Source organism: Georgenia daeguensis (assembly GCF_039537705.1).
GTDB classification, from domain to species: domain Bacteria; phylum Actinomycetota; class Actinomycetes; order Actinomycetales; family Actinomycetaceae; genus Georgenia; species Georgenia daeguensis.
Map to the genome: position 1 here is coordinate 89,140 of NZ_BAABBA010000007.1, position 12,384 is coordinate 101,523.

Consider the following 12,384-nt stretch of genomic DNA (forward strand, 5'->3'; position numbering starts at 1 on the left):
TTCGTGCGTGACGCGCCGTGTCGACAGGCGGCACCTGTCCTCGTCCGGGCGGCCGCTCCTCCACAATGAGGGTCTCGGACCGAACAGGAGACCCAACGATGAGCACATCCCCACGCAGGAGGAACGTCGCCGTCGGCGTCCTCGCCGCCACGGCGCTGACCCTCGCCGCGTGCACGCCGGGCGCGAACACGGCCACGGACGAGACCGGGGAGCCGACCGGCGCAGCGGCCGAGGTGCAGACCGACATCTCCGACGCGGAGGAGCAGACCCTGGTGGTCTGGGACCAGGAGGTCCGCGGCGGCCAGAACGAGCAGATGGAGCGCCTCAACGAGGCCTTCATGGAGCAGTACCCGAACATCACGATCGATCGGGTCACCCAGTCCAACGACGACCTCCAGGCCACCCTGCGCCTCGCTCTGACGGGCGACGATGCCCCGGACATCGCGCAGACCAACAACGCGCGCTCGCAGATGGGGCAGTTCGTCAGCTCCGGCCAGATCCTCCCCCTGGACGACTATGCCGAGGCGTACGGCTGGGGCGACCGGTTCCCGGGCAGCGTGCTGCAGAACACGAGCTACAGCCCCGACGGGAAGACCTTCGGGGAGGGGTCGCTCTACGGCCTGCCGCAGGTCGGCGAGGTCGTCGGCGTGTTCTACTCCAAGTCGAAGCTCGACGAGCTCGGCCTCGAGGTGCCCGAGACGTGGGCCGACTTCGAGGCCCAGCTCGCGACGATCGCGGACGCCGGCGAGACGCCCATCATGCTGGGCAACCTCGACCAGTGGCCCGCTCTGCACGTGTTCGGCCCGCTCCAGGGCGCTTTTGTGGACCCCGAGGAGATCCGCGATCTCGGCTTCGGGAACGAGGGCGCGAGCTGGACGTCGGAGGGCAACCTCGAGGCGGCCACCACCCTCCAGGACTGGGCGCAGGCCGGCTACTTCAACGAGGGCTTCAACGGCGCCGACTACGACGCCACGTGGCAGCAGTTCACCGAGGGTGAGGGTGTCTACCTCATCGGCGGGTCCTGGCTCGCCCCGGACATCGGGACGGCGATGGGCGACGACGTCGGCTTCTTCGCGCCGCCGCCCGCCGAGGCGGGCGCGGGTCGCGTCACCACGGGCGGGACGGGCATCCCGTTCGCCATCACGTCCAAGGCCGAGAACCCCGACGTCGCGGCCGCCTACATCGACTTCATCACCAGCGAGGACGCGATGGCGATCCTGGCGGAGACCGGCAACATGCCCGTGGTCGAGACCGGCGAGCACCTGCCCGACTCCGGGCTGCAGCGCGAGGTGTTCGCCGCGTACGACGAGGTGGTCACCGACGGCGACCTGGTGCCCTATCTCGACTGGGCCACACCGACCATGGGCGCGAGCCTGGGGCAGGCGCTCCAGGGGCTGATGGCCGTCGAGCTCGCTCCCCAGGAGTTCGCCGAGACCGTCGAGGCGGACTATGCCGAGTTCGTCGCGTCCAACAAGTGACGACCCGGTGCGGGGCGGCGAGCTCCGCCCCGCACCGGTGACCCCGGCCGGCGCCGTCCTCGCCCGCCCGGTCGACGACGACGCACGCCCGCCTGCGCCGCCGCCGCGACGGCGCAGCAAGTACGGTCTCGCGCCCTACGCGTTCCTACTGCCGGCGTTCGTCGTCTACGCCGTCTTCCTCCTCTACCCGCTCGGCCGCGCGGTGCAGATCTCCCTCTACGAATGGGACGGCCTGAGCCTGGCGACCTTCGTGGGGCTGCAGAACTACGTCGACGTCGTCACCGACGCGCAGCTGCGCGCGTCGTTCGGGCATGCGCTCGTGCTGATCTTCTTCTTCGCCGTCCTGCCGCTCGGCATCGGCCTGGTCCTCGCCGCCCTCCTCACCCGCGCGCGGGTGCGCGGGCTCGGCTTCTTCCGCACCGTCGTCTTCCTGCCGCAGGTCATCGCGATGGTCGTCGTCGCCGTCGCCTGGCGTCAGATCTACGCCCCCGACGGCCAGCTCAACGCTCTGCTGCGCGCCGTCGGTCTGGACTCGCTGACCCGCACGTGGCTCGGCGACTACACCCTCACCCTTCCCGCCGTCGGCCTCATCGGCACGTGGGTGTCCACCGGTCTGGTCACGGTGCTCCTGATGGCGGGCATGAGCCGGATCCCCGGCGAGCTCTACGAGGCCGCCACCCTCGACGGCGCAGGCCCCGTCCGCACCTTCGTCTCCATCACCGTGCCCTCGGTGCGGGCGGAGATCGTCGTCTCCCTCACCCTGACGATCATCGCCGCCCTGAAGACCTTCGACCTCGTCTACGTCACCACGTCCGGCGGGCCGGGACGGACGACGACGGTGCCCAGCTTCGAGGTCTACCGGCGCGCCTTCCAGCTCGGTGAGGTGGGCTCGGCGGCCGCGGTCGCCGTCGTCCTGACGATCCTGATCTTCCTGATCAACCTGGCCGTCAACCGCATCGGGGAGCGGGAACGATGAGGGTCTCGGCGGCCGAGCGGGCCGCGAACTACGCCATCCTCGTCCTCTTCGCCCTGGTGGCCCTCGCACCGATCGTCACCATTCTCGCCACCGCCCTGTCGCCGGAGACCCCGGCCGACGCCCAGGCGGGCGGCCCGCTGCACTGGGAGAACTTCGGCCGCGCGTGGGAGCAGGGCCGCTTCAGCGAGTACATGCGCAACTCGGTGGTGGTAGCTCTCATCGTCGTCTCGCTCGCGACCGTGCTCTCGCTCATGGCGGGGTACGCCTTCGGCGCCTTCGAGTTCCGAGGCTCGCAGGTGCTCTTCTACCTCTTCCTCGTCGGGATCATGGTGCCCTCGGAGGCGATCGTCGTCCCCCTGTTCTTCGACCTGCAGTTCCTGGGGCTGACCAACACGGTGTGGGCCATCGCTCTGCCGCAGGTGGCGCAGTCCGTGGCCTTCGGGACGTACTGGATGCGCGCGTACTTCCGCGGAGCCAACCGCTCGATCATCGAGGCCGCCCGGCTCGACGGTGCCGGACACCACCGCGTCCTGTGGCAGGTGCTCGTCCCGGTCGCCCGGCCCGCCCTGGTGACCATGGTGCTGCTGATGTTCATGTGGACGTGGAACGAGTTCCTCATCCCGCTGGTGATGTCGCCGAACGCCCAGCTGCGCACCGCGCCGCTCGGCCTGGCCCTGTTCCAGGGGCAGTACGTGCAGGGCACCACCCTGCTCGCCGCGGGGGCGGTGCTCGTGGCGCTGCCGGTCGTGATCCTCTACCTGTTCCTCCAGCGCCACTTCATCGCCGGCATGCTGGAGGGGGCGGTCCGCGAGTAGCCGGTCTGCCTGCGGACGGGCGGTCGGGCTCGACGCGGGGGAGCGGTCGGGCGCGTGCGGGTGAGTGGTCGGGCTTGTGCGGGCGGCCGAGCCAGCACGTAACGTCGAACCCATGAGAATCGTCATCGCCGGCGGGCACGGCAAGATCGCCCGCATCCTCTCGCGCCACCTCGCCGACCGCGGCGACGACGTCGTGGGCCTCATCCGTAACCCCGACCATGCGGCGGACCTGCGCGCCGCGGGCGCCGAGCCCGTCGTCTTCGACCTCGAGAAGGGCACCGCTGACGAGCTCGCCCGGATCGTCGAGGGCGCGGACGCCGTCGTCTTCGCCGCCGGGGCCGGTCCGGGCAGCGGTGCGGCGCGCAAGGACACCGTCGACCGCGGCGGCGCCGTGCTCCTTGCCGACGCCGCGGAGGCGGCGGGCGTGCGCCGGTACGTGATGGTCTCGTCCATGGGGGCCGGGAGGGGTGGCGCCGGCATCGAGGACGAGGTGTTCGCCGCCTACCAGGAGGCGAAGAAGGCGGCCGACGAGGACCTCATGTCGCGCGACCTCGAGTGGACCGTCATCCGCCCCGGCGGCCTCACCGACGAACCGGGCACCGGCAAGGTGACGATGGCGCCGGAGACCGGGCGGGGCACCATCCCGCGCGAGGACGTCGCGCGCGTCATCTGCGCCGTGCTGGACGACCCCGCCAGCGACGGAGTGGTCACCGAGGTGATCTCCGGCGACGAGCGCATCGCCGTCGCGCTCGCCGATCTGACGGAGTAGGCGAAGCCACCTCGGGAGGCAGGCGGCACGCGGCCTCAGGGACTCAGCGCGGAGGCGGCGCGGGCGTCGACCCGGCGCCGCGCCAGGTCCAGGCGCGTCTGGATCTCCAGCACGGAGCAGGACATCTCCGTGCGGTCGACGAGACCGGCCGAGACGATCCATCTCGCCAGCGACGCCACCACGATCAGCTGCGCCCGGGCCTGGTGGACGCCCGGCATGATCCACTCCGGGTCGAGGAACCCGGGCAGGGTCGCGAGCAGCGCCTCCGGGCCGGTCACCCGCGCCACGGCCCCGGCCGGATCCACCTGCCGCTCGGCCTCCACCAGCGTGCGCTCCGCGTCCGTGAGCCAGTGCTCGGCCTCGGTGTCGAGGTAGGTCTCGAGGTGGGTCCGCACCTGCCGGCTCCGGCCGAACATCGACGGATGACGCAGGATCGGGGTGCGGGCGTAGAAGACGTCGAGCACCCGCTGCGCGGAGACCGGCACGGCCTGGTTGTCCATGCACGAAGGCTCCCACCCGGCACCGACATCCGGCGGAGGTCACCAGGCGCCGGCGGGCACGGGTATCCTCCGAGAGGGAGCGGGGAGGGACAACGGCACGCTCACTGTGCCGGATCCCACACGTCGCGGGCCGTCCCGACGGGCGTCGGACGTTTGCCCAGAGCGCCCGCTCCGCGTAACCTAGAGCGTCGGTGCGCCACGCGGCGCGCCTGTTCCGTGGGTCCAGAGCGCCCGGCGGGGACCAACCGGTTCCCCGGGCACCTCAGGACCACCCGCAACGACAGAATCGAGCAGCAACGTGGTGTACGCGATCGTCAAGGCCGGCGGCCGTCAGGAGAAGGTGTCCGTCGGCGACGTCGTCGTCGTCGACAGGCTGACCGGGCAGGTCGGCGACTCCGTCGAGCTCGAGCCCATCATGCTCGTCGACGGTGACAAGGTCACCACGGGCGCCGGCGACCTGGACAAGGTCAAGGTGACTGCCGAGATCGTGCGAGCCGAGAAGGGCCCGAAGATCTCGATCATGAAGTTCAAGAACAAGACCGGCTACCGCAAGCGCATGGGTCACCGCAGCAAGCTGACCCGCCTCAAGGTCACCGGCATCAAGTAAGTCCGCGGCCCTTCCCGGGCCCGTTCCTCACGTACGAACGAACACGAAAGCAGGTTCGAGATGGCACACAAGAAGGGCGCCAGCTCCTCCCGGAACGGCCGCGACTCCAACGCCCAGCGCCTCGGTGTGAAGCGTTTCGGCGGCCAGGTCGTCAAGGCCGGCGAGATCATCGTCCGCCAGCGCGGCACCCACTTCCACCCCGGCCTCAACGTGGGTCGCGGCAAGGACGACACCCTGTTCGCCCTCGAGGCGGGCTCGGTCGCCTTCGGCAACCGCCGCGGCCGCAAGGTCGTCGACATCGTCCTGGCTGACGCCTGAGACGACACTGAACGCCTGCAGGGGCGGACGGCCGCGAGCCGTCCGCCCCTGTTGCATGCTTGGAACTGAGAACTGCTGAGAGGACGACGGCGATGGCCACCTTCGTGGACCGTGTGGTGATCCACGTCGCGGCGGGCGACGGCGGGAACGGCTGCGCCTCCATCCGGCGCGAGAAGTTCAAGCCCCTCGCGGGCCCGGACGGCGCGAACGGCGGCCGGGGCGGCGACGTCGTGCTCGTCGTGGACCCGCAGACGACGACGCTGCTGGGGTACCACCACCAGCCCCACCGCCGCGCGACCTCGGGCACCCAGGGTGCCGGCGACATGCGGGCCGGGAAGACGGGCGAGGACCTGATCCTGCCCGTGCCGGACGGGACGGTCGTGAAGACGACCGAGGGCGAGGTGCTGGCCGACCTGGTCGGCGAGGGCACCCGCTTCGTCGCCGCCACCGGCGGGCACGGCGGCCTCGGCAACGCCGCACTCGCCTCGCCGCGCCGCAAGGCCCCGGGCTTCGCGCTGCTGGGGGAGGAGGGCGAGCAGATCGACCTCGTCCTGGAGCTGAAGTCGGTCGCCGACGTCGCCCTGGTGGGCTTCCCGAGCGCGGGGAAGTCCTCGCTCATCGCCGCGATGTCCGCCGCGCGCCCGAAGATCGCCGACTATCCGTTCACGACGCTCGTGCCGAACCTCGGTGTGGTGCAGGCGGGCGAGGAGCGCTACACGGTCGCCGACGTGCCCGGCCTCATCCCGGGCGCCTCTGAGGGCCGGGGCCTGGGGCTGGAGTTCCTCCGCCACATCGAGCGGTGCGCCGTGATCGTGCACGTGCTCGACTGTGCCACCCTCGAGCCGGGCCGCGACCCGGTCAGCGACCTCGACACGATCGAGGCGGAGCTCGCTGCCTACGCCGGCGACCTCGACATCGCCGGGGGCCGCGTGCCGCTGATGGAGCGCCCGCGGGTCGTGGTGCTGAACAAGATCGACGTGCCCGAGGCCCGCGAGCTCGCGGAGCTGGTGCGTCCGGACCTCGAGGCCCGCGGTCTGCGCGTGTTCGAGGTCTCGACGGCGTCCCACGAGGGTCTGCGGCCGCTCTCCTTCGCGCTCGCCGAGATCGTCTCCCGCGCGCGCGCGGAGGCGCCGACCGCCGAGAAGACCCGGGTGATCCTGCGGCCGAAGGCGGTCGACGACGCGGGCTTCACCGTCACGCAGCGCAAGGGCTCCGACGGGCCGTACTTCCAGATCCGCGGTATCAAGCCGGAGCGGTGGGTGCGCCAGACGGACTTCAACAACGACGAGGCCGTCGGCTACCTCGCCGACCGGCTCGCCCGGCTCGGTGTCGAGGACGAGCTGTTCAAGGCCGGCGCGGTCGCGGGCGACACGGTCGTCATCGGTCCCGCCGAGGGCGGTGTGGTCTTCGACTGGGAGCCGACGCTCCAGACGGGCGCGGAGCTGCTCGGACCTCGCGGCACCGACCTGCGCCTGGAGGAGGGCGCACGCCCCACGCGCGCGGAGAAGCGTCAGGGTTTCCACGAGATGATGGACGCCAAGGCCGCCGCCCGCGAGGAGCTGTGGACCGAGCGGCAGGCCGGAGTGTGGGTGGACCCGGAGGACGAGGAGTCGTCGTCGGCCGACGACCTCGAGGCCGACACCCGCTGACCGCACGGGGCGAGCTCCCCGAGGTCACGTGGGGTGCACGTCCGTGCGGTCGACGGCGACGCCGGCTCGCCCCGTTGCGGACGCGTCGCGCACCTCGGCGGCCATCTCCAGCATCTGCTCGTCGCTCAGGCTTCGCTGCTCCGGCTGCCGGCCGGCCTCCAGGGCGGCCTCGGCCGGTGAGCCCGGGGCAACGGCTGAGCCGACCGACGCGGGAACTTCCGTCCCGCGCAGCGACGCGCCCGCGGTCTCCGGCATGAACCACACGCAGACCAGCCCGACCACGCAGGCACCGATCATGTAGTAGGCCGGGAACAGCAGGTCACCGGTCTGCCCGATCGCCCACTCGTTGACCAGAGCGGCGGTCCCGCCGAACAGGGACGTGGCGACGTTGTAGGTGATGGCGAAGCCGGCGAACCGGGCCTGGGTGGGGAACATCGCCGGGAACGTGGCGGTGATGGTGGACAGCTGCGGCACGTAGAGCAGGCCGAGCACCGCGAAGCCGACCAGGGCCAGCGGGAAGCTCACGCCCATCAGCAGGAAGGTCGGGATCGCGAGCAGGATGATCCCGCCCAGGGAGACGTACCAGCTAGGTTTCCGCCCGAGCCGGTCGGAGAGACCGCCGGTCAGCGGCATGACCGCCATCATGGCCAGCTCCCCGACGAGGATGACGATCAGCCCGGCCGTCGCCGGCAGCCCGATCTGCTGCTCGAGGTAGGTGGGCATGTAGGACAGCAGCGTGTAGTTGACGACGTTCAGCGCGATCACCAGTCCGGCCATCACGAGCATCGGACGCCAGTGCCGGCGCACGAGCTCCGCCAGGCCGGGGGCCTCGGGCGTCTGGGCAGGGCCCGACGTCGCTGCGGGCTCCCCCGGACCGGGTCCGCCGTCGGGCTCCTGCATCTCCTGGAAGACCGGGGTCTCGTCCAGGCGTGAGCGGAGGTAGAACCCGATCATGCCCATGGGCAGGGCGAGCAGGAACGGCAGGCGCCAGCCCCACGTCGACATCTGGTCGGGGGAGAGCAGCGTCTCGAGCAGCAGCATGACGGCGGTGCCGAGGGCGAAGCCGCCCAGGGTGCCGAACTCGAGGAACGAGCCGAAGAAGCCTCGTCGGCGGTCGGGCGCGTACTCGGACATGAAGGTCGCGGCGCCGCCGTACTCCCCGCCCGTGGAGAAGCCCTGGACCATCCGCAGCACGATGAGCAGCACGGGGGCGAGGAGGCCCACCTGCTCGAACGTGGGCAGGACGCCGATCAGGAACGTGGCGCCGGACATGAGCAGGATGGTGAGCGCGAGCACGCCCTTGCGCCCCAGCCGGTCGCCGATCGGGCCCCAGACCAGCCCGCCCAGGGGCCGGACGAGGAAGGAGATCGCGAACGTGGCCAGCGTCAGCAGCATGCCCTCCTCGAAGGGGAAGAAGTGCATGGTGATGTACGCGGTCGCCACCGCGTAGACGCCGTAGTCGAACCACTCGGTGGCGTTGCCCAGGGCCGAGGCGGCCGTGGCCCGGCGGACGGCGCCGGCGTTGGTCCTCGGTGGGCGGCTGTGGCGGGAGAACCTGTTACGGCTGGGAACGGGCCGCTGGGAGTGGGCGGGGTCGCTGGTCGTGGACACGGATGTCCTTCCTGGCGCTCGCGGGCGGGTGGTCTCATCGGTCTGCCCCCAGCCAGTGCCCTCGAGCGCCAGCCAGGGGCCGGCGCGCGCGGCGCTCGTACGCGGCGCTGCGGTTCTGCTGCGGACGACAAGCATCCGGGGGACGGCTCGTGGCGGTGCACGGGATACGGACTGGAGGTGAGCCGTCGACGTTAGCGAAGCCCGTGACGGTAGCCAAATGGACACACCCGGGGCACTCGGCCGCCCGGGCCGTGCCCGCTGAGCTCGCCGGGCACGGCCGACCCGCTCACCCCGGCGAGATGTTGTGGTTCAGCCGGAAGAGGTTCTCCGGGTCGTACCGCCGCTTGAGCGCAACGAGGCGGTCCAGCTTCTCCTGCCCGTAGACAGCCAGGGCTGCCGCCCGCCAGTCGGCGTCCTTCTCGTAGCCCATGAAGTTGACGTACTGCCCGCCGGTCGCGAAGGGCGCCATGTCGGCGGCGAAACCCTTGACGAAATCGGTGCGGGCGGCGTCGTCGGCGGGGTCCTGCCAGAACCCGTAGATGTTGAGCCAGAACCGCGCCGACCGGGCCGGGAAGGGCGTCGCCCCCTCCGGCACGCGCGAGAACGCCCCGCCCATGTGGTGGATGTCGATCCCTGTGCCGATCCACCGCTGCTCTGCCGCCCGGCGAAGGACGACGTCGATGACCTCCTCGTCGAGGCGGTCGAACGAGGTGTTCTTCCAGTACCCCCGCGAGCCCTTGGGGACCATGGCGTCGAACGCGGACTGCCAGGTCAGCCAGTCGCCCTCGATCTCCTCGACGTCCGGAGGGGCCTGCCGGCGCAGCTCGTCCACGAGCCGTTCCGAGCTTCCGCGATCCTCCGGGTCGGCCCACGCGCTGGCGAGGATGAGCAGGGGGTCGTCGCCGGCCTCGAGCATGGGCGGCGGGACGAGGAAGGTGGCGATCGCCTGCATCGCGTCCGGCAGGTCCCGCGTCCACTCCTCCCAGGCGGCCAGGGCGGTGCGCCAGTGGGGCTCCGTGTAGATCAGGTTCACCCCGTGCAGGACCGGGGGCAGGGGGTGGGCGCGGAACGTGAAGGTCGTGACCACGCCGAAGTTCCCGCCGCCGCCCCGCAGGCCCCACAGCAGCTCGGGGTGCTCGCGGTCGTTGGCCCGCACCCGCTCGCCCGATGCCGTCAGGACCTCCGCCTCGACGAGGTTGTCGGCCGCGAGACCGTGGGCGCGGGTCAGCCATCCCACGCCTCCACCCAGCGTGAGCCCGCCCACGCCCGTGCGGGAGATGACGCCGAGGGGCACCGCTAGCCCGTGCGGCACTGTCGCCCTGTCCACGTCGGCGAGCACGGCGCCCCCTCCCACGCGAACGACCCCGCGCTCCGGGTCCACCTCGACCCGGTTCAGCCCACCAAGGTCGATGACGATCCCACGGTCGACCGTGCCGTACCCGGCCACGCCGTGGCCGCCGCCGCGCACCGCGAGCGGGAGGTCACGATGGCGTGCGTAGTCGATGGCCGCGGCGACGTCATCCTCGTTCGCGACGCGCACGACGGCGAGCGGCTTCTTGTCGATCATGCCGTTCCACACATGGCGCGCGTCCTCGAAGCCGTCGTCGTCGGCGGCGACGACGGTGCCGGCCACCTGGGACCGCAGGTCGTCCACGGCGCCCGGGACGGCGGTCGTCTCGTCATGCATCGGTTCCACCTCACGAGCCGCCCGCGCGGGTCGCGGCAGGGCCCGGACGGCGGGCGCCCGGCCGCGGTGACGGGCAATGCCGCCCGTCGGCACCGTCCTCCCAGCATGCGCCCCGGCCGTCCGGCGCCTCAAGGGTGACGACCGCCCGAAAGACGCGAGACTGCTGCTGCTGGTGTGCTAACGGTGCTGCTGCTCGTGGTGCTGGTGCTGCTGCTGCTGCTGCGCCGACGTCGCCCTGGGATGCCGCCTTCGCGCTGCGGTGTCACGGTAGGCGCATGAGCGAGAGCGAGAACGACCAGCAGCCAGGCCAGTCGGACTGGGTCCGCCCCGGCGGTGCTCGTCCGCGCGGGGACAGGGACGTGGCCGGCGGTGCCGCCTCGGGAGACGCCCTGAGCCCCTCTCCCGAGGTGCACGGGGACGAGGGCGGCGGCGACCTGAACGCCGGCGCCGAGGAGGACTCGGTGGACCGCGGCCCGGACGGCGGTCACCGGAGCCCGCCCCAGGTCTGAGCTGCCCGCTCCCGTGGACCGGTGCCCGGCCGGTGGTGCGGATGCGGGAAGATGTCCGGGTGAACCTGCCGCTGGCCAACCGGGCCGGGGTCGCTCGGGCCCCGCGGATCGTCGTCAAGGTCGGCTCGTCGTCCCTGACGGCAGCCGACGGCAGCCTCGACCTTCCCTCGCTGCGCCACCTCGTGGCGGTCATCGCCGCTCGCCGAGCCGCCGGGCAGCAGGTGGTTCTCGTGTCCTCCGGCGCCATCGCGGCGGGCATCTCGCCGCTCGGCCTGCCGGGCAAGCCGAAGGACCTCGCCACCGCGCAGGCCACGGCGAGCGTCGGCCAGGGCCTCCTCGTCGCCCGTTACACGGAGGCGTTCGGGCGGCACGGTCAGACCGTCGGCCAGGTGCTGCTCACCGCCGAGGACCTCATCCGCCGTCAGAACTACGCCAACGCCCAGCGCGCCCTGGAGCGGCTTCTCGCGCTCGGCGTCGTCCCGGTGGTCAACGAGAACGACACGGTGGCCACCGACGAGATCCGCTTCGGTGACAACGACCGGCTCGCGGCGCTGGTCTCGCACCTCGTCAGGGCCGACGCCCTCGTGCTGCTCACCGACGTCGACGGGCTGTACGACGGCCCGCCGACGCGCCCGGGCACCCGCCTGATCCGCACGGTCACGACCGGGGCTGACCTCGCCGGCGTGGAGGTCACCGGCCGGGGGAGCGACATCGGGACCGGCGGCATGGTCACCAAGCTCGACGCCGCGTCCATCGCCACCGGCTCGGGCATCCCCGTGGTGCTCACCTCCGCCGCGAACGTCGAGCCCGCGCTCGCCGGCGAGGAGGTCGGCACCTGGTTCGCCGCGACCGGGCGCCGTAAGTCCGCGCGCCGGCTCTGGCTGGCCCACGCCGCCCAGGTGCGCGGCCGCCTGCACCTCGACGCCGGAGCCGCCCGGGCCGTCACCGACGGCAAGCGCTCGCTCCTGGCGGCCGGCATCACGGGCGTCGACGGCGACTTCGAGCCGGGCGACGCCGTCGAGCTGGTGGGCCCGGACGGCGTCGTCGCGCGTGGCCTCGTCGCCTACGGCTCGCAGGAGCTGCCCGCCATGCTGGGGAAGTCCTCCGCCCAGCTGCGGGAGAACGGCGACACCCTGCCGCGCGCCGTCGTCCACCGGGACGACCTGGCGCAGGTGCGCCCGCGCCGGCGACGCTGACCCGGCCGCGCGCGCCTCAGGCGACAGGGGCCCGTCACCCGCCCCTTGAGGCGGCGGCGACAGCCGCGGCGCCGAGCAGGTGCGCGGGCGAGAGCGAGTACGGGCGCACGGCGGTGCCCCGGCCCGACGAGCGGCGCACACGCAGGTGGTGAACCACAGGACGTCCACGACGACGACGGCCGCCTCGGGCGTCGACAGGCGTGCCGCTCCGACCGGCCCCCACACCAGACGTGCCCCGAAGTCGCGCTGGCTCCGGTGCTGGTGGGTCA

At 72.1% G+C, this 12,384-nt stretch carries 12 protein-coding genes; 9 read left to right on the forward strand and 3 right to left on the reverse strand.

What is annotated here, in order from left to right; all coding sequences use genetic code 11:
- Positions 1-98: 98 nt before the first annotated feature.
- The 4 genes from ABD774_RS08760 to ABD774_RS08775 all read left to right on the forward strand — a co-directional run bounded on the left by ABD774_RS08760 (position 99) and on the right by ABD774_RS08775 (position 4,038).
- Positions 99-1,478 (forward strand): ABC transporter substrate-binding protein, encoded by a 1,380-nt coding sequence (locus ABD774_RS08760; RefSeq protein WP_345039958.1) that lies wholly within the window; start codon positions 99-101, stop codon positions 1,476-1,478.
- Positions 1,450-2,454 (forward strand): carbohydrate ABC transporter permease, encoded by a 1,005-nt coding sequence (locus tag ABD774_RS08765; protein WP_345039960.1) that lies wholly within the window; start codon positions 1,450-1,452, stop codon positions 2,452-2,454. Before ABD774_RS08760 ends, ABD774_RS08765 begins: the two co-directional genes overlap by 29 nt.
- A complete protein-coding gene (locus ABD774_RS08770) occupies positions 2,451-3,269 on the forward strand; it encodes a carbohydrate ABC transporter permease (RefSeq protein ID WP_345039963.1) in 819 nt (272 codons plus the stop codon). The genes ABD774_RS08765 and ABD774_RS08770 overlap by 4 nt, the downstream gene beginning before the upstream one ends.
- Positions 3,270-3,381: 112 nt before the next feature.
- Positions 3,382-4,038, forward strand: coding sequence for an SDR family oxidoreductase (locus tag ABD774_RS08775; protein WP_345039965.1), 657 nt, complete (start codon positions 3,382-3,384; stop codon positions 4,036-4,038).
- A 35-nt stretch (positions 4,039-4,073) separates the two neighbouring features.
- On the opposite strand, the gene ABD774_RS08780 is transcribed toward ABD774_RS08775, so the two are convergent.
- Positions 4,074-4,538: a hypothetical protein gene (locus ABD774_RS08780; RefSeq protein WP_345039967.1), complete on the reverse strand. Its 465-nt coding sequence runs from the start codon at positions 4,536-4,538 to the stop codon at positions 4,074-4,076.
- Positions 4,539-4,836: 298 nt separating this feature from the next.
- Here ABD774_RS08780 and rplU point away from each other — a divergent pair, with 298 nt between their 5' ends.
- The 3 genes from rplU to obgE all read left to right on the forward strand — a co-directional run bounded on the left by rplU (position 4,837) and on the right by obgE (position 7,112).
- Positions 4,837-5,145, forward strand: coding sequence for a 50S ribosomal protein L21 (gene rplU, locus ABD774_RS08785; RefSeq protein ID WP_248258668.1), 309 nt, complete (start codon positions 4,837-4,839; stop codon positions 5,143-5,145).
- A 60-nt stretch (positions 5,146-5,205) separates the two neighbouring features.
- The gene (rpmA, locus tag ABD774_RS08790; protein ID WP_248258667.1) at positions 5,206-5,463 is read left to right on the forward strand and encodes a 50S ribosomal protein L27; all 258 of its coding nucleotides are present in this window, start codon (positions 5,206-5,208) and stop codon (positions 5,461-5,463) included.
- A gap of 92 nt (positions 5,464-5,555) precedes the next feature.
- Complete coding sequence (obgE, locus tag ABD774_RS08795; RefSeq protein ID WP_345039970.1) at positions 5,556-7,112, forward strand: GTPase ObgE; 1,557 nt, start codon at positions 5,556-5,558, stop codon at positions 7,110-7,112.
- Positions 7,113-7,136: 24 nt separating this feature from the next.
- Here the strand turns inward: obgE and ABD774_RS08800 are convergent, their stop codons facing one another.
- Positions 7,137-8,723: an MFS transporter gene (locus ABD774_RS08800; RefSeq protein ID WP_345039973.1), complete on the reverse strand. Its 1,587-nt coding sequence runs from the start codon at positions 8,721-8,723 to the stop codon at positions 7,137-7,139.
- 286 nt (positions 8,724-9,009) lie between these two features.
- Positions 9,010-10,410 carry an FAD-binding oxidoreductase gene (locus ABD774_RS08805; protein ID WP_345039975.1) on the reverse strand — a complete coding sequence of 467 codons (1,401 nt, stop codon included), beginning with the start codon at positions 10,408-10,410 and terminating at the stop codon, positions 9,010-9,012.
- A 275-nt stretch (positions 10,411-10,685) separates the two neighbouring features.
- On the opposite strand from ABD774_RS08805, the gene ABD774_RS08810 reads away from it, so the two are divergent.
- Positions 10,686-10,919 carry a hypothetical protein gene (locus ABD774_RS08810; RefSeq protein WP_345039977.1) on the forward strand — a complete coding sequence of 78 codons (234 nt, stop codon included), beginning with the start codon at positions 10,686-10,688 and terminating at the stop codon, positions 10,917-10,919.
- A gap of 41 nt (positions 10,920-10,960) precedes the next feature.
- Positions 10,961-12,115 carry a glutamate 5-kinase gene (gene proB, locus ABD774_RS08815; protein ID WP_425554517.1) on the forward strand — a complete coding sequence of 385 codons (1,155 nt, stop codon included), beginning with the start codon at positions 10,961-10,963 and terminating at the stop codon, positions 12,113-12,115.
- Positions 12,116-12,384: the final 269 nt, after the last annotated feature.

What these genes read in the sequence shown, in the direction of transcription:
- rpmA (WP_248258667.1), top strand. Translation starts at nt 5,206, where the DNA reads ATGGCACACAAGAAGGGCGCCAGCTCCTCCCGGAACGGCCGCGACTCC.
- ABD774_RS08765 (WP_345039960.1), top strand. Translation starts at nt 1,450, where the DNA reads ATGCCGAGTTCGTCGCGTCCAACAAGTGACGACCCGGTGCGGGGCGGC.
- ABD774_RS08810 (WP_345039977.1), top strand. Translation starts at nt 10,686, where the DNA reads ATGAGCGAGAGCGAGAACGACCAGCAGCCAGGCCAGTCGGACTGGGTC.
- ABD774_RS08780 (WP_345039967.1), bottom strand. Translation starts at nt 4,538, where the DNA reads ATGGACAACCAGGCCGTGCCGGTCTCCGCGCAGCGGGTGCTCGACGTC.
- ABD774_RS08805 (WP_345039975.1), bottom strand. Translation starts at nt 10,410, where the DNA reads ATGCATGACGAGACGACCGCCGTCCCGGGCGCCGTGGACGACCTGCGG.
- ABD774_RS08770 (WP_345039963.1), top strand. Translation starts at nt 2,451, where the DNA reads ATGAGGGTCTCGGCGGCCGAGCGGGCCGCGAACTACGCCATCCTCGTC.
- obgE (WP_345039970.1), top strand. Translation starts at nt 5,556, where the DNA reads ATGGCCACCTTCGTGGACCGTGTGGTGATCCACGTCGCGGCGGGCGAC.
- ABD774_RS08760 (WP_345039958.1), top strand. Translation starts at nt 99, where the DNA reads ATGAGCACATCCCCACGCAGGAGGAACGTCGCCGTCGGCGTCCTCGCC.
- proB (WP_425554517.1), top strand. Translation starts at nt 10,961, where the DNA reads ATGCGGGAAGATGTCCGGGTGAACCTGCCGCTGGCCAACCGGGCCGGG.
- ABD774_RS08775 (WP_345039965.1), top strand. Translation starts at nt 3,382, where the DNA reads ATGAGAATCGTCATCGCCGGCGGGCACGGCAAGATCGCCCGCATCCTC.